This is a genomic window from Winogradskyella thalassocola, assembly GCF_900099995.1.
GTDB lineage: Bacteria > Bacteroidota > Bacteroidia > Flavobacteriales > Flavobacteriaceae > Winogradskyella > Winogradskyella thalassocola.
In genome coordinates this window covers 289,718-310,356 of record NZ_FNCZ01000003.1, presented here as the reverse complement: position 1 = coordinate 310,356, position 20,639 = coordinate 289,718, and the positions used below count along the sequence as shown (strand labels likewise).

The 20,639-nt window shown below is 32.5% G+C and carries 21 protein-coding genes; 7 read left to right on the top strand and 14 right to left on the bottom strand.

The window, feature by feature from the left end:
- Nucleotides 1-272: 272 nt before the first annotated feature.
- The 4 genes from BLT80_RS10570 to BLT80_RS10555 form a co-directional block, all read right to left on the bottom strand.
- Nucleotides 273-1,391, bottom strand: a complete 1,119-nt coding sequence (locus BLT80_RS10570) for a DEAD/DEAH box helicase (protein ID WP_092467718.1) — start codon at nt 1,389-1,391, stop codon at nt 273-275.
- Nucleotides 1,392-1,573: 182 nt separating this feature from the next.
- A complete protein-coding gene (locus BLT80_RS10565; RefSeq protein ID WP_092467716.1) occupies nt 1,574-3,124 on the bottom strand; it encodes an SDR family NAD(P)-dependent oxidoreductase in 1,551 nt (516 codons plus the stop codon).
- 31 nt (nt 3,125-3,155) lie between these two features.
- Nucleotides 3,156-3,605: a KTSC domain-containing protein gene (locus BLT80_RS10560; protein WP_092467714.1), complete on the bottom strand. Its 450-nt coding sequence runs from the start codon at nt 3,603-3,605 to the stop codon at nt 3,156-3,158.
- A 79-nt stretch (nt 3,606-3,684) separates the two neighbouring features.
- A complete protein-coding gene (locus BLT80_RS10555; RefSeq protein WP_092467713.1) occupies nt 3,685-5,238 on the bottom strand; it encodes a DEAD/DEAH box helicase in 1,554 nt (517 codons plus the stop codon).
- 332 nt (nt 5,239-5,570) lie between these two features.
- On the opposite strand from BLT80_RS10555, the gene BLT80_RS10550 reads away from it, so the two are divergent.
- Nucleotides 5,571-6,497, top strand: a complete 927-nt coding sequence (locus tag BLT80_RS10550; RefSeq protein WP_092467711.1) for a peptidoglycan DD-metalloendopeptidase family protein — start codon at nt 5,571-5,573, stop codon at nt 6,495-6,497.
- Between the two features lie 186 nt (nt 6,498-6,683).
- Nucleotides 6,684-8,927: a type IA DNA topoisomerase gene (locus BLT80_RS10545; protein ID WP_092467709.1), complete on the top strand. Its 2,244-nt coding sequence runs from the start codon at nt 6,684-6,686 to the stop codon at nt 8,925-8,927.
- Nucleotides 8,928-8,933: 6 nt separating this feature from the next.
- On the opposite strand, the gene BLT80_RS10540 is transcribed toward BLT80_RS10545, so the two are convergent.
- The 6 genes from BLT80_RS10540 to BLT80_RS10515 all read right to left on the bottom strand — a co-directional run bounded on the left by BLT80_RS10540 (nt 8,934) and on the right by BLT80_RS10515 (nt 14,877).
- Nucleotides 8,934-9,752, bottom strand: a complete 819-nt coding sequence (locus BLT80_RS10540) for a hypothetical protein (protein WP_092467707.1) — start codon at nt 9,750-9,752, stop codon at nt 8,934-8,936.
- 50 nt (nt 9,753-9,802) lie between these two features.
- Nucleotides 9,803-10,276, bottom strand: a complete 474-nt coding sequence (locus BLT80_RS10535) for a GyrI-like domain-containing protein (RefSeq protein WP_092467705.1) — start codon at nt 10,274-10,276, stop codon at nt 9,803-9,805.
- A 128-nt stretch (nt 10,277-10,404) separates the two neighbouring features.
- The gene (locus BLT80_RS10530) at nt 10,405-10,980 is read right to left on the bottom strand and encodes a fasciclin domain-containing protein (protein ID WP_092467703.1); all 576 of its coding nucleotides are present in this window, start codon (nt 10,978-10,980) and stop codon (nt 10,405-10,407) included.
- Nucleotides 10,981-11,136: 156 nt separating this feature from the next.
- Nucleotides 11,137-11,598, bottom strand: coding sequence for a cold-shock protein (locus BLT80_RS20295; protein WP_092467701.1), 462 nt, complete (start codon nt 11,596-11,598; stop codon nt 11,137-11,139).
- Between the two features lie 336 nt (nt 11,599-11,934).
- A complete protein-coding gene (locus BLT80_RS10520) occupies nt 11,935-12,396 on the bottom strand; it encodes a hypothetical protein (RefSeq protein ID WP_092467699.1) in 462 nt (153 codons plus the stop codon).
- A gap of 12 nt (nt 12,397-12,408) precedes the next feature.
- The gene (locus BLT80_RS10515) at nt 12,409-14,877 is read right to left on the bottom strand and encodes a zinc-dependent metalloprotease (protein ID WP_092467697.1); all 2,469 of its coding nucleotides are present in this window, start codon (nt 14,875-14,877) and stop codon (nt 12,409-12,411) included.
- A gap of 136 nt (nt 14,878-15,013) precedes the next feature.
- Between BLT80_RS10515 and BLT80_RS10510 the strand changes: the two genes are divergently transcribed.
- Entirely contained in the window at nt 15,014-15,307 is a 294-nt protein-coding gene (locus BLT80_RS10510) for a DUF3817 domain-containing protein (RefSeq protein WP_092467695.1), read from the top strand.
- On the top strand, nt 15,300-16,538 hold the full coding sequence (locus BLT80_RS10505; protein WP_092467693.1) for a mechanosensitive ion channel family protein: 1,239 nt from the start codon (nt 15,300-15,302) through the stop codon (nt 16,536-16,538). Before BLT80_RS10510 ends, BLT80_RS10505 begins: the two co-directional genes overlap by 8 nt.
- Before the next feature lie 5 nt (nt 16,539-16,543).
- Here BLT80_RS10505 and BLT80_RS10500 read toward each other — a convergent pair whose 3' ends face one another.
- On the bottom strand, nt 16,544-16,927 hold the full coding sequence (locus BLT80_RS10500; RefSeq protein ID WP_092467692.1) for an acyl-CoA thioesterase: 384 nt from the start codon (nt 16,925-16,927) through the stop codon (nt 16,544-16,546).
- Nucleotides 16,928-17,190: 263 nt separating this feature from the next.
- Here BLT80_RS10500 and BLT80_RS10495 point away from each other — a divergent pair, with 263 nt between their 5' ends.
- Complete coding sequence (locus tag BLT80_RS10495; protein WP_092467690.1) at nt 17,191-17,607, top strand: glyoxalase; 417 nt, start codon at nt 17,191-17,193, stop codon at nt 17,605-17,607.
- Nucleotides 17,608-17,618: 11 nt separating this feature from the next.
- The gene (locus BLT80_RS10490) at nt 17,619-18,065 is read left to right on the top strand and encodes a hypothetical protein (protein ID WP_092467688.1); all 447 of its coding nucleotides are present in this window, start codon (nt 17,619-17,621) and stop codon (nt 18,063-18,065) included.
- Here BLT80_RS10490 and BLT80_RS10485 read toward each other — a convergent pair.
- The 3 genes from BLT80_RS10485 to BLT80_RS10480 all read right to left on the bottom strand — a co-directional run bounded on the left by BLT80_RS10485 (nt 18,060) and on the right by BLT80_RS10480 (nt 20,007).
- Nucleotides 18,060-18,737 (bottom strand): DUF2461 domain-containing protein, encoded by a 678-nt coding sequence (locus tag BLT80_RS10485; RefSeq protein ID WP_092467685.1) that lies wholly within the window; start codon nt 18,735-18,737, stop codon nt 18,060-18,062. The genes BLT80_RS10490 and BLT80_RS10485 overlap by 6 nt on opposite strands.
- Nucleotides 18,738-18,815: 78 nt before the next feature.
- Complete coding sequence (locus tag BLT80_RS20080) at nt 18,816-18,986, bottom strand: hypothetical protein (RefSeq protein ID WP_175455588.1); 171 nt, start codon at nt 18,984-18,986, stop codon at nt 18,816-18,818.
- A gap of 118 nt (nt 18,987-19,104) precedes the next feature.
- A complete protein-coding gene (locus BLT80_RS10480) occupies nt 19,105-20,007 on the bottom strand; it encodes a mechanosensitive ion channel family protein (protein WP_092467683.1) in 903 nt (300 codons plus the stop codon).
- Nucleotides 20,008-20,350: 343 nt separating this feature from the next.
- Between BLT80_RS10480 and BLT80_RS10475 the strand changes: the two genes are divergently transcribed.
- Nucleotides 20,351-20,572 (top strand): hypothetical protein, encoded by a 222-nt coding sequence (locus tag BLT80_RS10475; RefSeq protein ID WP_092467680.1) that lies wholly within the window; start codon nt 20,351-20,353, stop codon nt 20,570-20,572.
- Nucleotides 20,573-20,639: the final 67 nt, after the last annotated feature.

Genomic DNA, 20,639 nt, shown 5'->3' with positions numbered 1-20,639 from the left:
TCTAGTGATTAATAAAGACACAAGATAATACTAAAATATGAAAGTGCTGTAGTATCAATTTGAAGAGTTTTAAGAATTATATCAATTTAAAACACCGTGTTAGCTCGCTCCATTTTTGGGTATGATTATTTTAAAGAAATATCAATTGAAATACTTTACGAAACTCCACTTATAGTGATTTAAAAGCATAAAAAAATCGAGAATCTTTTTATTTCAAAAGATTCTCGATAAAATATTGTAAAAATAAAGTGCGATTAATTCGAACTCAATTATTAAATCGCAATCTCTTTAAACGAAATCCCTAAAGCTTTCTGTAGATCTAATACCTTTTGCATTTCTCCAGGAATGATTAACGCAATAGACTGGCCCGTTTTACCTGCTCTTGCTGTTCTTCCACTTCTATGCGTGTAATACTCTAAATGTTCTGGTAATTGATGATGTAAAATAAACGCTAAATTATTAACATCGATACCTCTGGCTGAAACATCTGTAGAAATTAAAACTTGTAAACTTTCGTTCTTAAAAGCACGCATAACTTTATCGCGTTCTTTTTGTTGCATATCACCTTCTAAAGCACCAACTGCAAAACCTTCCTTTTGTAATTGATGTGCCAAAGCTTGTGTACCCGCTTTTGTTTTACAGAAAATGATACCTCTTTCATCTTGACGTTTGTCTAAGATTCGGGTAATCAGATTTACTTTGTCTTTAATAGACGTATGAATGAAGTGATGTGAAATATTTTCGTTAACTAAAGCATTTTTATTCACCTCTATGCGAACTGCCTCCTTAGACATATAATTTTTAACGATATTTTTAATTTCGTCTGGCATTGTTGCAGAAAATAACCATGTGTTTCTTTTCTTAGTATTGTATTGCAAGATTTTGGTTAAATCTTCTTTGAAACCCATACTCAACATTTCATCGGCTTCATCTAAAACTAAGATTTTTACGTTTGAAATATCAACAGCACCACGTTCTACCAAATCGAGTAAACGTCCAGGTGTAGCCACTACAATATGTGTTGTTCTGGTTAGGTTTTTAATTTGACGGTCAATCTTTTCACCACCATACACCCCTTCAGAGAAAATCTTCTGATCAATATATTTCGTAAATCGGAATAGTTGCTTTTGTATCTGTTGTACCAACTCACGCGTTGGAGCAATAATTAAAGCTTGTACATCAGAATTATTAGTATCAATAGCATGTAAAACAGGTAAGCCAAAAGCTGCCGTTTTTCCTGTTCCTGTTTGCGCTAATCCTATTAAATCTGTGTTAGATTTCAACAAAATAGGAATAACCATTTCTTGTATTTCCGTTGGATTTACAATATTCAGTTCTTTTAATCCTTTTATATAATTTTTGTGTATTCCTAATTCTGAAAATGATGCCATAGTATTTTTATTATGTTGCAAAGGTACTTCTACCGATTTGTAATTCTTTAGAAAAAGTAGTGAAATATATTATGAAATTCTTTTTAATTGAAAGCCATTGTCATTCAGAATGAGGAACGACATGAAGAATCTCTTTCTTTTTTAATATTGAGATTCTTCGGCTAAACCTCAGAATAACAAAACTACCAACTAATAGGTCGGTAATCTTTAAGGAATTTACCAGACCAATGTTTTCCGGTATTAATACCATCAAAAAGCGGATCCATAACACGAGCAGCTCCATCTACGATATCTAAAGGTGGTTGAAAATCGTGCAGGTCTTGTTTTCGTTTTGCCAGTTCAGCAGGATCCTCGTCAGTTACCCAACCAGTGTCAACTGCATTCATATAAATACCTTCTTTGGCTAAACTACCTGCTGCTGTATGCGTTAACATATTTAAAGCGGCTTTGGCCATGTTGGTATGTGGATGACGATCTTCTTTAAAAAACGAGTGGAACTTCCCTTCCATTGCAGACACATTAATGATATGCTTTTGCCCTGTGTGGTCTTTTTTCATCACTTCAGACAAACGGTTACACAATACAAAAGGTGCTACAGAGTTGACGAGTTGTACCTCAATCATTTCTGTGGTTTCAATTTCACCCAATTTAAGTCTCCAACTGTTGGTTTTTCTTAAATCCACTTGTTGTAAATCGGCATCTAATTTCCCTTCCGGAAACACGTCTTGCGATACCAATGTGTTATCAAAGCTATAAGGAATCTGAGATAATTTAGCTGATGAACGTAAACCAATACCAGGCTCTGGTCCATGCCATGTTACAGGCATATTTTTATTTGGTGAAGCACCAGAGGTTAATTCTTGTAACTCTACTAAACATTCAGTGTGATCGTTTAATAAATCGCGGGCAAACTTAGGCAACTCTTCTATTGGTCGTTCTTCGTTTGGCATTAAGTGACTATAAAAACCTGCTGGTCTTCTCACCGTTTGTGCCGCGTTATTTATAAGAATATCAAGCTTTTCGTAGCGTTGTTCTATAAAATTACAGAAAATTTCTACACTAGGAATATGTCTTAAATCGAGACCGTGAATCTTTAAGCGATGGCCCCATTCTGTAAAGTCTTCTTCTTTAGAAAAACGCAATGCAGAATCTACAGGAAAACGTGTGGTTGCAATCACTGTTGCTCCACCTCGTAATAACATTAAAGTAATATGGTAACCAATTTTTAAACGCGATCCGGTAATCACAGCAACTTGTCCTTTAACATCAGCCGTTTGAAAACGTTTTGCATAATTAAAGTCCCCACAGTCTTCACACATGGTATCATAAAAATGATGCAATTTGGTGAATAATGTTTTACAAACGTAGCAGTTTCGTGGAGATTCTAGTTCTAATTGTTCTTTAGCTTTTAAATCGGCTTCAGGCAATAATTTTGGAGCCACAAAAACATGTGCTTCTCTTGCACTACGTATTCCTGTTACTTTTCTAGCATTTTTATCTCTAGCCGCTTTCTTTCGCTTTTCAGCTTTTTTAGCATCCTTTTTACGACGCGAAAACTCTTCTCTACTCGGACGTGATAATTGTCCGGAAGCTTTGATTAAAGCAGTTCGCTGCGGTTTCGGGATTTCGAAAATCTGATCTGTATCAGTAACTAACCGTTCTAAAATAGAAATGCAGTTTTCAATCTCTTGGATTGAAATCTCTTCTGTCTTATCTGATGTATCGTTACTCATAACTATAATAGGGACTACGTGTTACGTTGTATTAAGCTTCTTGAAGTTCTTTTTTCGACTTTCTATAAGTGTAAGAATTGAAGATACTTCGTCTTGCAAAACGCATTTGTTTATCCGAGTTTAAAAACTTGATAAACACACCTTTAGGAACACCAAAATACTCGTATGTTGCTCCGTCTAAAAATGTTATTTCTAACAACAACCCTTTATGTTGAAAGTCTACAATGCTAGAATCAGTGATTGTTGCTGTGTATTCTTCAAGGTTTGCTGCTTTTGTTTCTGGAGCTATACTTACTAAAAAATGATAACCATCAATGATTTCAACACTCTTTAATTCTGCTTCTTCTTGTCCAGCATCTCCATCTTGAAATTTATCAGGATGCCATTCTTTCACTAAGTTTCTATAGGTCTTTTTTAAATCTTTAAGATTAATTGAATCTTCTACAGAAAAAAGCTTTTTGTATTGACTAATGCGTTTCATTTTTAGTATTTTAAAATAAGGCGCAAAATTACGCTATTTTATAATACAAAATCTATTTAATTCTTTTTATTACAAAGCTTTAATCTTCAGGTGGAAACCCATGAATTTCCTCGAATTTTTCATCAAAATTAGTTCGTATATATGTGCTTAATTTCTTTTGATAATCGTCTTTCAACCATTTTAAGAAGTTATAAGTACTTCTACTAATACATTTAGCGTAGGTTTCAATACGTTGATTAATATCGTCTTTTAATAATTTAGCCAAGGCTAGAGCATCATAAACATCTTCACTATTTTCTATACAAATTTTGGCATGTTGTTCTATAGAACGTTCTAATACCACTTTCGAGGATTCTCCACTATCTACAGCATCCTTGTAAGTTTGCTTAATGTCAAAATAGGTTTCTTCAGACTTAGAGAATTCTTCTTTAACTTCATCCGATAAATCGTGTTTGAAGTTCGATTCAATAGCATCATCATCTTTAATACGATCCGCGTACCAATTTGGTGACTTAAATATCAACTGCCAATCTAAATCTGCTCCCCAAGGTCCAAATCTGTAAAGATTGTTTCCTAAATCAATAGTTGTAAATTTCGATTTATTATTCAAAATACGAGACCCACGACCAATCATTTGGTAATATAACGTCAAGGATTTTGTTGCTCTGTTTAAGATAATAGTATCAATAGTTGGCTCATCAAAACCAGTAGTTAAGATACTTACAGACGTTAAAATAGCGTCAGGCGTTTCATGAAACCATTGTAAAATCTGTTTACGTTGTTTCTTTGTCGCTGTGTTATCTAAGTGCATAACTGGTAAATCTGCTTCCTTAAAAGCATAATACACACTTATAGACGTATTAATACCGTTATTAAAAATTAAAGCCTTCTTCCCTAGTGAATGCTTTTTGTAAGCATCTACTAATTTTTGAAGCATCGCAGGACTCGAATACAAATCTTCAGAAGATTTTACGGTATAATCACCATTAGAACCTACTTCTAAAGATGTTAATCCCATATCGTAAGCATACGTCTCAGCTCTTGCTAAAAACTCGTTTTCTATAAGATTCTCAATAGTTTCACCTGTGATAAGTTCATCGTAGTTATCCTTCATCGGTAACTCCTTATTAGAACTTAAAGGAGTTGCTGTAACTCCAAGAATAAAGGACTTTTCGAAAAATTTAAATAACTTCGTAAATGAATTGTAATGCGCCTCATCAATAATAACTAAACCAACATCAGAAATATCTAACATATTGTCATTCAGTCGATTATTTAAAGTTTCAACCATAGCAACGAAACATGAATATTCTGCTTGATCATCCAAATTGGCCTTACTATTCACCACTTTATTTGTGACACCAAAACCATCTAACATTTTAGAAGTTTGATTACAAAGCTCCACTCGGTGTGTCATTATTAATACCTTTTTTTTATGGTTCTTAAGGTATTGACGTACCATCTCAGAGAAGATCACCGTTTTACCACCACCAGTAGGTAATTGATATAATAAGTGATAATCGTCACGTTCTGTATCAAACTTTTCGAAAATCTGGCTTATTGCGCCTTGTTGGTAGTCGTATAATTCTTTATCGGTTTTTTTTTCTTGAACAGCTTGCTTTGTTACAGACATAAATTTAATTTCGGATTATCTTTAGAAGTTGCAAATTTACAACACTTTGTCACACAAAAAAAGCATCAAGTAAATTGATGCTTTTTCAAACCTAACCAAAACGCCAAACTAAACGTTCTGAAATCTATTAATCATGCAACAAGTTCCTTGTTGCAATACTACAAAATTAGGACAATTAGACTCTAGTACTTAGCTCATTTACAACGCGTTCTAACCCATACCGAATTTCAATAAACAAACAGCCATAATCAGCTTTAGCATTGATTGTTATGACGAAACAATAATTATTATATCTTTACGTTTCAAAAGCTTATTAGATTACTTTTCCCTCTATGAAATACATTCTTATTAGTATTGCTTTTTTGTGTGGTTCATTATTTGCAATCGCTCAAAACGATTCCCTTTCCAATTCTTTAAAAATTGAATTACAAACCTATAAAATCAATAGAGGTATCATTGTTGAAACCGTTGAGATTCCGCTAATCACAAAAAAAGCTTTGGTTATTGATATTAAAGCAGATCATTGGGATACCACAGTACACAATCCATATGTTGATACAACACTTCAATTTCCATTAGAATTAAATTTTGCAGATAGCACGTATGCCTCTCCAGTACCACATACTAAAGTGGTAACATCGCGCTATGGTTGGCGAAGAGGTAGACCACATAATGGTATTGATATCGATTTAGTAACAGGAGATACTGTAGTGACCATCTTAGATGGTGTTGTACGTTTTGCAAAATACGCCAACGGATTTGGCAATACGGTTGTTGTTCGTCATTATAACGGTTTAGAATCTACGTACGCACATTTATCTCATATTGGTGTTAAAGCCAATGACACTTTAGTTAGAGGTCAATATTTAGGCAAAGGTGGCAACACCGGAAACTCTAGAGGAAGCCACCTCCATTTAGAACTTAGCTATAAAGGAGAACAAATTCATCCGGAATATCTTTTTGACTTTTCTTCTAAAAATGCTATTAGGTCAGAACAAGTTTGGGTGACACAAAAGTGGACACATGCGAGATACCACAACTCTAGACAAGTGAGTAAGGTTAAGGTTATAAAATCAGCAGATGAAGCGGCCTTAGCCAGTTTAGCTAGGCAGCCAAAACTATATGTGGTACAAAAAGGAGATACGCTTTACGCCATATCGCGACGTAATAACTTGTCTATATCAAGACTTTGCAAAACTAATGCGATTAAACAATCGTCTCCTTTAAAAATTGGTCAAAAATTACTTTTAGAGCTTTAAAAAGAGATCAAAGACTTGATTCTGACTCGCTGAAAAAAGAATTTATTTTTATCTTGAATGTGCCTGGTTTTTTTTTCGTCATTTTTAGTCATAGTATAAACGAAATCACGATAATCAATTCCTTTATTTCTGGTTTAGTATTTTGAAAATTCAGTACTTTGCACCTTCAAAAATAATCAAGCCAATTTGAAAGTCTGTATCGCCGAAAAACCCAGTGTTGCTAGAGAAATCGCCTCTGTTTTAGGAGCTACCACCAAGCGTGATGGCTATTATGAAGGTAATGGTTATGCTGTAACTTACACATTTGGACATCTTTGTACTTTGTTTGAACCTGTTGACTATAAACCGTATTGGAAAAGTTGGGATTTAAACAACTTACCTATGCTTCCTGAAAAATTTGAAGTTAAGGTGGCTAATAATGACGGAATTAAGAAGCAATTTAAAATTGTAAAAAGTTTATTTGATAAAGCAGATGTTGTCATTAACTGCGGTGATGCCGGCCAAGAAGGAGAATTGATTCAACGTTGGGTCATTAACAAAGCAAATTATAAAGGTGAAGTGCAACGGTTATGGATTTCGTCATTAACAACTGAAGCTATAAAAGAAGGATTCAAGAATTTAAAACCTTCTAAAAATTACGACAACCTTTATTATGCTGGCTTTTCGCGTTCTATTGGTGATTGGCTTTTAGGAATTAATGCCACACGATTATATACGGTTAAACATGGTGGCTACAAACAGGTGTTGTCTGTAGGACGTGTGCAAACTCCTACCCTTGCGATGCTCGTTAATCGTTTTAAGGAGATTGAAAATTTTGTTCCACAGCCTTATTGGGAATTACAGACATTATATAGAGATACCCTTTTTAGTTATGAAGAAGGACGTTTCTTAAAAATGGAAGATGGGGAAATTCTAGCTAATAAAGTCAAAGAACACGATTTTGAAATCGTTTCTATCACCAAAAAGAAAGGAACTGAATACGCTCCAAAATTATTCGATTTAACAGGTCTGCAAGTTTATTGTAATACCAAGTTTGGATTTTCAGCTGATGATACACTTAAAATTGCACAAAAATTATACGAGAAGAAAGCGGTAACATACCCGAGAGTTGACACTACATTTTTACCAAATGATGTCTATCCGAAAGTCAAAGGCATTTTATCTAAATTAACTGATTACTCGACCCTTACAGAACCTATTCTAAACAAAAAGATAAAGAAGTCATCACGGGTTTTTAACGATAAAAAAGTAACCGATCACCATGCTATTATTCCAACCGGAATGCAAACGCATTTACAATATAATGAACAGCAAGTTTATGATATTATCGTGAAGCGTTTTATTGCTGTTTTTTACGACGATTGTAAAGTGTCGAATACCACAGTCATTGGAAAAGCGGCTGATGTTAACTTTAAAACCACAGGAAAAGAAATTTTATTTAAAGGTTGGAGAATCGTTTTTGAGAAGAAAGACACTTCGACTGCGCTCAGTGTGACAAAAGAGAGCCTACTGCCATCTTTTGTTAAAGGAGAAAAAGGACCACATGAACCTTCGTTTCTCGAAAAACAGACTAAAGCTCCAAATTATTATACTGAAGCCACACTCTTACGTGCTATGGAAACGGCAGGGAAACAAGTAGAAGATGAAGAACTAAGAGATTTAATGAAAGAAAACGGTATTGGTCGTCCTTCTACACGTGCCAATATTATTGAAACCTTGTTTAGACGTAAATACATTAAACGAAATAAGAAACAGATCTTACCCACTATTACAGGTATTCAATTAATTGATACGATTCAAAATGAACTTTTAAAATCTGCTGAACTTACTGGTACTTGGGAAAAGCAATTAAAAGACATTGAAAAAGGAGAGTATAGTGCAAGTGCGTTTATAAAAGGTATGAAACGCATGGTGGATGCTTTAGTTTATGAGGTACGAAGCGAAACGGTCCAAGCACGTATTTCAGCAGTAAACAACAAACCCGCTGGAAAACCAAAAACGAAAGCAAAAACCAAATCAAAGACTCAATCTATAGTTGGTAGTTCTTGTCCGAAATGTAAGGCTGGTTCACTGATAAAAGGAAAATCGGCTTATGGTTGTAGTCATTATGGTAAATCATGTGATTTCACCTTACCGTTTAGTTTAGGTGGAAAGAAAATATCTGAAAAGCAATATATTAGATTAATAACCAAAGGTTCTACAGTTAATTTAAAAGGTTTTAACGTAAAAGGGAATTCACAAGAAGGTTTGTTACGTTTTACCGACAATTTTAAATTAAAATTTGAACCTAAGCAAACCGTTAAAAAACCAACTACTATTAAAGCTGGAGATGCTTGTCCTAAGTGTAAATCAGGTCAGGTTTTAAAAGGCAAAACGGCTTTTGGCTGTAGCAATTATAAGAGTGGTTGTGATTTTAGGGTTGGGTTTTAAAAGCAATTAATAAGATTGTTTAGGGTATAAAATGTGCTCAATGTCTTCTATTAATTCACAAGATTTATCATTTATCACAGCTATAGAATTGGTATGTTTTTTTCTAAAAGTATAAATCATATCAGACGAACATAAATCTAACTCCGAATGAACTAGATTTTTCGACTTGGATATAAACTGATTGAGACTCTCTTTAATTCTTAAGTTTTCAATATAAACCCAATCAGTATTTTTTTCTAGGGAAGAACCTAAACCATCTTTCTTTCTTAAACTAATCTCATTAGTATCCTTAAATAAGAACTCTACTAATGTTTCAGAACCGCCAAAACACCCATAACTTTGATATAATAATTGTAATGTATCATTTCTTCTAAAACTACTGTTTTTTAGTTCTTCAAGACCTATTTGATTATAAAATTCATTCAATTTTTGAGGGAATTCTAATTCAATACTCTTATTAAATTCTAGTTTTTCTATTATAGTATCTCTCAATTCAGAAATATATTCTATTTGATATTCACCAAAAGATAAATTATCATAGAGTAAGCTTCTTTTTTCATCTTCATCTGAAAAAAACAACTTAAAACCAATAAATTGATTTGATTCTTTAAGTACTAAATACTGCCATAATCCTGAATCCGGAAGTTTAACATGAATAAAATTCCCTTTAGGTGAATACTGAATAGATGATGAGCTTCCTTCAAGAATAGCTAAACCTTTTAGGTTTAAAACGGGTTCAGATAAATTACTTCCTGCTTCTTTACACGATTGTAACGTTAAAAGAAAACACAAACTTATCATTAAAATAGATTTTATAATTTTCATTCAATTACATGTTTTTATCGTTACCAACATAAAATGAAACCTTACTTTCACTATTTTATTGTTACTATCGGCACATAAAAATCCTCCTCAGAATCTGGACTTCCATTTTTATACTTTTCCCCCATGACTTGAAAATGTGCTCTATTATCTATTTCATAACCAGATGTTGGTAACCATTTGGTCATGATGTTTTGATACGTTAGACTGGCATCCATACCTTTATGCATAAACACAGCATATTTACCACTAGGAATTGTGAAACTTTTCAGGGTTTGTGGCATTATATTAAAATCTTCGACTTCTGCACATGCCCAAATTTCAAAGTCTTCTTCTGGTTCACCGTTTTTCTGCAAGCTAAAAACTTGCATGGCTATAAATTCTTCAGAAACAAAGATCTCTAATTCATATTTTATTGGCATAAACTGTTTCCAAAGTGCTACGATTTTATGTTGTTCATGTAATTTAATTGTTGTGGATAATCCTAGGATTTTTATTTCAGAAGATTCTATTATTTTAGGATTCATACAATGTCTATAAAGTGAGACTTAAAGATATAAAAAAAGCACAAGTGTTTAAACTTGTGCTTCAAAGAATTAGTATTAACACCAACCAATAATTCTAAACTAATTCTTTATCCAACCAAAATCATCTTTTACATTCCAGGTAATACAACTGTATCAACGACATGAATAACACCATTAGATTGATTAACATCCGCTATAGTTACCATCGATTTATTACCCGATTCATCTTTTAATATGAGACTTTTTCCATCCATCATAGCTGTTAGCATAGCGCCATTTACTGTTTTAAATGTTGCTTTTCCACCTCCTTTTTTAATGGTTTTCATAATATCTTTTCCGCTAAATTTACCAGCAAGCACATGGTACGTTAATACGGATTGAAGTTTCCCTTTATTTTCAGGCTTCAATAAGGTTGCAACAGTACCTTCTGGCAATTTATCAAATGCGGCATTCGTTGGGGCAAACACTGTAAAAGGGCCATCTCCTTGTAATGTTTCTACTAAGTCTGCAGCTTTTACTGCAGCAACTAAGGTTGTATGATCTTTAGAATTTACAGCATTACTAATGATATCTTTAGAAGGGTACATTTCGGCACCTCCTACCATTTTTGTATCCTTTTCCATTTTACTTTGAGCCATTACTGTAGTTCCAAATAATAATGCGACAGCAAATGATACTGTTGAAATAAATGTTTTCGTTTTCATCTTTTAAGTTTTAAATTAATTGTTTCTCTACCTACGAAGTTTTCAATAGGTCGGTTTTTAAAACTTAAATATAATTGTAGAAAGCCGAATTTCTTAAAATAAAAAAAGCCACTATAGTAGAACTATAATGGCTTTTTTTATTGTGAATTTTGAAAATTATTCTGCTTGCTTTACTCTAACAGCATTCATTCCACGTTGTCCTTTCTCTAATTCGAAAGTAACTTTGTCGTTTTCTGCTATTTCGTCAATAATACCACTGACGTGTGTAAAATGCTTTTCATTTGTTTCTGTATCTATAATAAAACCAAAACCTTTGGAGTTATCATAAAAAGAAACTTTTCCGTTTCTGATTGGATCAAACGGTTCTTCGTCTGATTCTTCTTTTGTAGGAATACCAAGAACAATATTCTCAGCTTTTACCTTCACCTTCATTGTTGGATCTGGAGGAGTATCCGTAAGATTACCATTATGATCTACATAAGCAATCGGGATTCCGCCTGTTCCATTTTCATCTCTGTCGAGTTTACGCGCATCCATTTTCTTACGCTTATCTTCTCGCTTTTTTAATCGTTTTTTTTCTTTTTCACTTTTACTAAAAGTCTGTTGTGATTTAGCCATTCGTAGTTTTAAAAATTAATATGTGTGTGTGCTTTTGAAAATATTTATAATGCAAACAAGTTAATCAACTTAACAATGAATAGTATTAAAATCTAGTACAATAACTATAAGAATAATGTTATTTGTGCAGTATATCTTCAATGAACCGATTACAAAGATACAATATCTATACCAAATATTAAATTTTAAATTCTATAAACAATGACTAAATCTACTCTAGGCTTATGATTAGACTGTTTTTACTCAATATTTATATCCTTTAATCTTAATTAATCATCAATTTTCTCACTGATATTTCTCAATTAACGACTAAACAAACCATCGAAATTATAAAACTTATAATTTAACTAATCTACCTGTATATAATAATTTAGAACTATCGGTTCCTGTTAACGTCAAGAAAGCGTTGCCATTTGGTTTTACTTCAATCGCTATACTATAAGCTTTAGTTTTTATAGCAATTGAAATTTGTTGGTTGTCATCGTTGAATGCTGTTTCAATTTTACTATTGCTATCCTTTAAAGTATAAATAGTTTTATCCTTTGAAAAACCGTGCAATTGCCCAGATACGTCTAACTTATTAATACGTATTTCGTTTATAGCTCCATCTAGTATTTCTCGTTCTTGACTATTATGTATTACGTTTGCAACAAATTGATAGTGCTGCGATTTAACAGCAGTTTTAGAATTATGATAGGTTGATGCCAGTGTTTCCTTTTGACTTGTTTTTGATTGTGCTATCACCAAAGTTGAAGCGGAAAGACTAAAAAGTAGGACTAATAAAATTAATTTTTTCATGGGTGTAAATTCTTATTTTGGGTCTAAAATAGTATTAATGCGTTCAATACCATCTTGATAATGATATTTAGTTTCTGTATTTGTATTGGTTTTAGATGCTGAAGTAAGCATACGTTTTAGAACATTTAACTCACCTCTAACCAAAGCTCTAACATCAGATTGATTAACGTTATAATACTGTCGGCTACGATTGGGATCTAAATCTTTTGTCATTAATTCGAACATCGCATCTAAATAAACACGCTGCAAATTACGTCTATAAACTGAAACATTGGCTCCTGATTTTGCTTCAGACCAAATTCCAGTTCTTAAATCACTTAATAATTCTAATGCTGAATAATTTTTAGCATCTAATGCGTTATGATCTATCAATCGGCCTAAACGCTCAAAATCTAATATATTATTTAAGTGTCTCGCTTGTAAACTTCGAATACGATCTGTATAACCAGCGTAATTTATATTCTGAAGAATCGATGTATCTATTAACCAATTTGGTGTTTCAAAAGCATTTTCTTGCAACCAGCTCAACGCTGCTTTCTGATCTGATTTAGAAATTGGATTAAAAACATCTCCTTCTTGAGAAGGATTTTTAGTCTCTTCCACTACCCCACCAATATGAGTAACCACGTGACCGACATAACGACTCCAAACACTTAACAATTCACCATAAAGCTCTTCTAAATCTTCATAGTTATTCGTTTGATCACTCGTCCAGCTTGGTAAATTTTTAGCGACAATTTTTAAATTTTTAAGCCCGTATGTACTCGCTTTTATACTATTATTTCCAATGTCTTCAGTTTGTGCTGTAGGATCATAACTACCACGACCTCCAAATTTATAAATAGGATTACCAGCCTTTTCTAAAACCCAACTATTTAAAGTTGATTTTTCATCCTCTGCAGATTTGGCGTCGTTAATATATCTGTAACCATAATTAATAGCATAGTCATCATAAGGTCCTAATTGTCTTACAAATCGAATATTTTCATCACCAGGTTGTGCAATATAATTGTAACGTGCATAATCCATGATGGTAGCTGCAATTCCATTTTTTTGCGTGAAGTCTCCATCTCTGTAACTTTCAACATCATAAGCATAACTCGCACTCATATTATGAGGTAAACCTAATGTATGGCCAACTTCGTGTGCAATAACCATTTTCATCATTTCTCCAATTTCGGCATCAGGAGTATTTAATGTTCTTGCTAACGGATTTGCAGCACCAGTTTCTAATAAATAGCGATTACGGTACGAACGTAAATGGTTATGATACCAAATAATATCACTTTCAATAATTTCACCGCTTCTAGGATCAGAAACACTAGGTCCTGTTGCGTTTCTCGTGGTACTCGCGACATATCTTACTACAGAATATCTAATGTCTTCAGGACTAAAATCTGGGTCTTCTTCTTTAGTTGGTGGATCTTTTGCGATGATGGCATTTTTAAACCCAGCGGCCTCAAAAGCCTTTTGCCAAAGCTCAATGCCTTCTTTCATGTACGAACGAAACTTCATCGGTGTTGCAGGATCTAAATAATAAACGATAGGCTTTATAGGTTCTACGAGTTCTCCTCTATTATAAGCTTCAATATCTTTTGGAATTAATTTCCAACGTCTTAAATAGGTTTTTCTATCCGATTTTAATTCCTCACTACTATAATCATACTTGCTCAAAGTAAACCAACCTACACGCTCGTCAAAAAGACGCGGTTGCATTTGAATTTTTGGTAGTAAAATCATAGATTGATTCATTTGCACACTAATAGTTTCATCTCCTGTATTTACTGGAGGATTAGATGCATTATAAGTAAAGTCTTGAATCACTTCAATATTTTCAGGGAAGCTTTTTACAGAATTAATAAAGCTTCTTGACTTGTCTAAATTTTTCACTTTATAAGTAGACCGTAATCGCGACCCTAATCCGCTAATGGCTTTTACATCTGATCCATAAAAGCTTGTTACATCAATAACGACTGACGAAGAATCTTTAGAAAATGCTGCAATATCAAAGGCATATAATGTCGGCTCGTAATTATTAGATTTTACGGAAACATTAATCGGCAAACTGTCAGCAGCTACAGCACTTGATGATATTTCCTTAATGAGAATTTTGTTTTTAAAACGTTCCCAATTAATCATTCTTGTATTCGTTTTTGTACCCGCATTAACATAACCACCACCTAAATTTGATGGTAATTTCGCAAAACGACTCACCAATAACATATCTGTATTGAGATGCTCCATTGGGATTTCAAAATAATACTTATCTCCTACCAAATGCACATCAAACAACCCTTTATCAGAAATGGCATCTTTGGTGATGACTTTATCGTAGTCTTTAATCTTATCATTAGACTTTTTAGGTGTTTGTAATTTTAGTGGTTCCGATTGATTATTTTCCTTCTTTTTACTTACAGATTGCGCAGTTGCACAAGATAATAAGATAAATGAACAAAGCGTTAATGTTAGAATTTTTCTCATGGATAGAAAGCTGATTAATTAAAAATACTGCTAAATATAAATAATAGAATTTTAGTTTTTTAGTAATTTCTTAAAAGCTGTTAAAATCTGCTCTTATTTATTAATTCTAAAGTACTTTTGCAGCAAATTTAATGTTATGCCAAAATTATTACCAGTTTTCAGGATTGTAGCGTTGTTAGAAGGTATATCTTATATCTTATTACTCTTTATAGCAACACCAATAAAATATGTTTATGAAGACCCTCAATATGTGAAATTATTAGGAATGCCACATGGTATTTTATTTATGGCTTATGTTGTGATTGCTGTATTAATTAGCTCGGATATGAAATGGCCAACACGAACATTCTGGTTTGTGTTATTGGCTTCTATTATTCCTTTTGGAACCTTTTATATTGACAAAAAATACTTAAACAAAAAACGTGCTTAACATAAGACATACTCTATACGATTTTTTAATAGAAAAAGGTTTATCTGAAGATGCCGCAGTATATCTCAATATGCTTGGACTTCTTTTAGCCTTAATACTAATTGCATTTGTAGTTGATTATATTACAAAACGATTTCTATGGCGATTTTCATCTAGTGTCGCTAAACGGACTAAAACGGATTTTGATAACATCTTAATCACCAATAAATTACCTAGAAATATTGCCCATATCATTCCTTTATTAATTCTAATAGAGTTTGTACCTCAGGTATTTACAGATTTTGAAGTTGCACAGAATATTATTGAAAAAACACTAAAGGTTATCACTATTATTCTGACGCTTCAAATCATTAGAAGTTTCCTAAGTTCTATAAAAGATTACCTAAAAACTTTAGACGCCTATAAAGACAAACCAATAGATAGTTACGTTCAGGTCTTTATGATCTTTGCTTGGCTACTTGGATTCTTTTCAATTTTAGCAATTGTAACAGGTGTTTCATTCATAAAATTCGCAACAACATTAGGTGCTGCTTCTGCTGTTATAATATTGATTTTTAAAGATACAATCCTTGGGTTTGTTGCCAGTATTCAAGTGTCCATAAATGATATGGTAAGAATTGGGGATTGGATCACCTTTGAAAAATACGGTGCAGATGGTGATGTTATTGAAATTAATTTAGCGACTGTAAAAGTCCAGAATTGGGATAAAACGATCACTACAATTCCTACCTATGCTTTAATTTCAGATTCATTTAAGAACTGGAGAGGTATGATGGATTCTGGCGGACGACGTATAAAACGTTCCGTTATCATTAAGACATCTACCATTAATTTCCTTAATGATGAAGATATTCTACGTTTTGAGAAAATTCAATTAATTTCTGAATACTTAAAAACACGCGCCACAGAAATTAAAACCTTTAATGCGCAACACAATATAGATAAGACTGTTTTAATCAACGGTAGAAACCTTACCAATTTTGGTGTCTTTAGAAAATATCTCCAAACGTATATTGAAAATCATTCTGCCATCAATAAAGACATGACCTTAATGGTGCGTCAGCTAGAGCCTACATCACAAGGTATTCCTATGGAAATTTATGCATTTAGCAGCGATCAGCGTTGGAAAAACTATGAATATATATTAGGAGATATCTTTGATCACGTGTTAGCTTCTGTAAAATATTTTGATTTAGAAATTTACGAGCTTTCTTTAGGAAACAAGGATTAACGATTCTATAATCTATCTTTAACAAACTCTATTTGAGTTTTTCCGTGTGGTGCTGGTTTACCGTCAGCTCCTAAATTAACCATAACTATATTATCGACGGTTAATATGGTTTCTCTTGTCATTTTATTTCTGGCTTCACATTTTAATGTTAGCGATGATTTACCAAACTTAATCACGTCTATACCTAATTCAACAATATCTCCTTGTACCGCAGAGCTCATAAAATTAATTTCGGATATAAACTTGGTTACAATTTTAGAATTTTCGAATTGAATAATAGTGTAAAGCGCAGCTTCTTCATCTATCCAAGCTAAAAGTTGTCCTCCAAATAAAGAACCGTTAGGATTTAAATCTTCGGGCTTAACCCATTTTCTGGTGTGAAATCTCATATGTAGTAATTATTTATTGGGATTAATTTTCAATTGTCTAGATTCAATTAGATAGCAATTCACTTATTAAATATAGTAGTACGTTTAATAATTCATTCAAAGATAAAACTTAGAACGTAGTATTCGATTGTAGCTCCATTCGATTTAACAATATTAGAATACGAAATGTTAATAAGAACGTTAACAAGATAATATCTATACAAAAAGACATACTCGCTATTTGATTAATTTTAATTCAGAATTAATCCTTAAATCATTACATTATGACGACACGTTTTAATAACCTACTATCTATTAGACCCGAAATTTCATCTGCTAAAATACATGATGAAACAAGTACGGAGGAAGCATTTCAGAATAAAACCTTACGACCTATAATTAAGTTACAACACAATTTATTAATTGCAGTTTTTAAAAATTATATCGTCAAACACAAAAATGTTTTCTCTGATTTATCATTAGAAAAACAAATCAACTATATTTCAAATGCGATACAGAAGGATATTAAATTCCGAAACGCTTTAAAGGGAATGATTATTGGCCAATTTACAGTTGAAGAATATGAACTTTATATTCAAAATTCATCGGCTTTAAATAAACGTATGATGACTATTGTAAAAGAGCGCTTAATTCAAAGTATTCAATTATTTACACCAACTGAAATTCTTCAGGAAGTTTAGCTTCAATCTTAATGAACATAAAAACACAATTATTAGAACTTTGTACAAACTATGCAGACAAACGTGTATTAGGTTACAAAAATGAGATAGAATTAATTAAGGAATCTATTGAAAACAATGATAAAGTAAGCAATGAAGAAGATGATTCAGGAAACTCTAAATTATTAGATGATTTAGAAAAAAACATGAATTATCTTAATGATGCGAATAAAATGCGAGAACAATTAAAACTGGTTCGTCCTAATTTGGTTTCTGACAATGCTGTTTTAGGCAGTTTGGTAAAAACGGATAGTATGACTTTTTATATTGCTTTAAGCTTAGGAAAAGTCGAAGTGGAAGGATCTGAATATTACATTATTTCTTTAGCCTCTCCCTTAGGTCAACTCCTTAAAAATCGCAAGAAAGAGGATCAATTTAAATTTAACGACAAAAGCTACGTTATAAAAGACGTATTATAATATAGATTCACCGTTTAAATTAGTAGTGAGCACATCACTCATATAGTTAAAAAAGGGTCTAACATTCTTAAAAGCTTGATTGACATCAACAAGAAAATCATCTGCAAGCACTTCTTTATCAGTATATTTTTTAACGAATATAAATTGCTTTCTTCTAATTAGATCTATGGCAGCATGTTCTTTATCAAAACCTTTGGGTGCGGTTTTTAACTCATCACCTGTAAAATCGCCCCAAATATTTTTGAATGTTTTATCTTTTAAAATGGCACGCATTTCACTATCGTCCATTTCGAATTCTTTTCTAATTCGCAATAAATCTTCTTTGCTTGGATCCCAAAAACCTGTGGCTATAAAAGATTCATTGTTTGGTTGAATATGTACGTAATAGCCACCTCTTAACTCAGGTTTCTTTCTTGCAAACGAACCACCAAAGTGTGTTTTATAAGGCAATTTGTTTTTAGAAAAACGTACATCCCTATAAATCCTGAATATTTTAATCTTTTCAATTTGATCGTGAGCGCTCATTACTTCTCCCAAATGATTAAATGCGGCTTTCACCTTTGTTTCAACTGCTTTAAATTCGGGTTTGTGTTCATTAAACCAATCACGATCGTTGTTCTTTTCGAGTTTATTAAAAAAGGTAAAGGTTTCTTTAGGGATAGAATGGCTCATGGTAATTTAAATTTTTATAAAAATATAAAAAGCCATCTAAACGATGGCTTTTTACTTTAATATTTAGAATGCTAATTATTAATTATCATCTACTGCGTCTTCAACATCATCTGCAGCATCTTCGATTGCATCACCTGCATCGTCAACAGCATCTTCTATTTTGTCGCCTGTAGATTTTTGTTCTCTACAGCTCGTTGTCATTAAACTTAAACTAAATAGGGCTATAAATAAATAACTGAATTTTTTCATTGTTTTTGGTTTTAATGGTTAATTTATATTACAAATATCTACAATCAAATACGATGTGATTTGCTCTTATCCTAAGAGTTTTGACTCAATTGAAAAGAACAACTCGCTTTAGATATTCTTAGTTGTTTGGTACTGACGTTTTCTGTTCCGCTGATTGCACATCTAATTTATTACCAAATTGTAAGGTTCTAATAGGAAAAGGAATATTAATACCTTCAGCATCATATGCTTTTTTGACTTCTATAATGGCTTTTGTTTTTGCTCTCATTTTTTCGAGCATACTATCTGCATCGATCCAAAATCGACATAAGTAGTTTATAGAACTATCCCCAAACTCTGTATAATAAAACTCTACATCATCAGCTGATTTTACTTGGTCAAAAGATCTTGCAATAACCTCTTTTGTGAGCTGTTGCACTTTTTCTAAATCCGACTCATAACCCACTCCACATTCCAAAAAAATTCTCATTTTAGTGGTGAGCGAGTAATTTTTCATTGGATTATCTAAAATTGTTTTATTAGGAATAATTACAATATTATTATCCGCCTCTTTTAATGTAAAATCTTTAAGGTTAATATCAATAACTTCCCCCGAAAACCCTGAAGTCTCAACCCAGTTCCCAATTTGAATTTTCTTTCTAAACGATAAAACAAGTCCGGCAAATGTATTTGCAATTGTGCCTTGCAATGCCAAACCAATAGCTAAACCTACGACCCCTGCTCCAGCCAACAGAGATGTAAGAGCTTTTCCTAAATTTAAGACTCCTAAAGCTATAAATAGACCTAAAACCACAACCAATACAGCCACTACTCTAGCCATAGCGTTTTTAATAGAATCTTGTTCAATACGATTTGAGACGATTCGTTTAACCAATCTGCTGACATATTTAGCAGCAAAATAAGCTGCGATCATTACTAAAACTGCTAAAATAAAATTTGGAATATTCTCTATTATGGCATTAAACCAACCAATTAATTTATCTATTAAATTTCCTAGTGCTGTATTGAATTGTTCTCTCATGTATGAATTAAATTTTTCGATTTTCTAACTTACATGCAAATATCTATAGGATAACTTCATAAAATTTGCTCTTATCCTATGAGTTTTAACGCTAATCAATATAAGACATCTATTAATACAGTCTTTTAATCTTTTAAAAATGACATTTCACTTCTCGGAATGAATTCTTATAATCATATCCACTAAAGTTATATGAACATAGTATCATAAAACAATTCATTCATCACGTATTAAAGGCCTAAATTATCGAATAAAGTTTGGTTGATAATTGTTTTGGAATAAACTTGTGAGTTGCAATATTTTTCCCTATTATGCACTACTTTAAAAAACAGACATTATATTTATGGGTAGACCAGCAACAAGACCAACAGCACTAAAGGATGGTTTCTATATTGAGATTAGAAACAAAGGCTCAAAATCAGGTGTAAAACTATACAGTGGGACTAAATTACAGATGCATCGTGCTATAAAAATGTACGAGCGCTCTAAAGAAGTTATCATTTTAGGAGAATCTGTTAATGGGAAATTTGTAGATAAAGACCCAAAACTTCACGTTGCGGAATAAGATTTAAAAAGACTTATAGTTTACTTTAACGTTGTTAAGTAAATTACTATTCCTTAAATTTTTCATA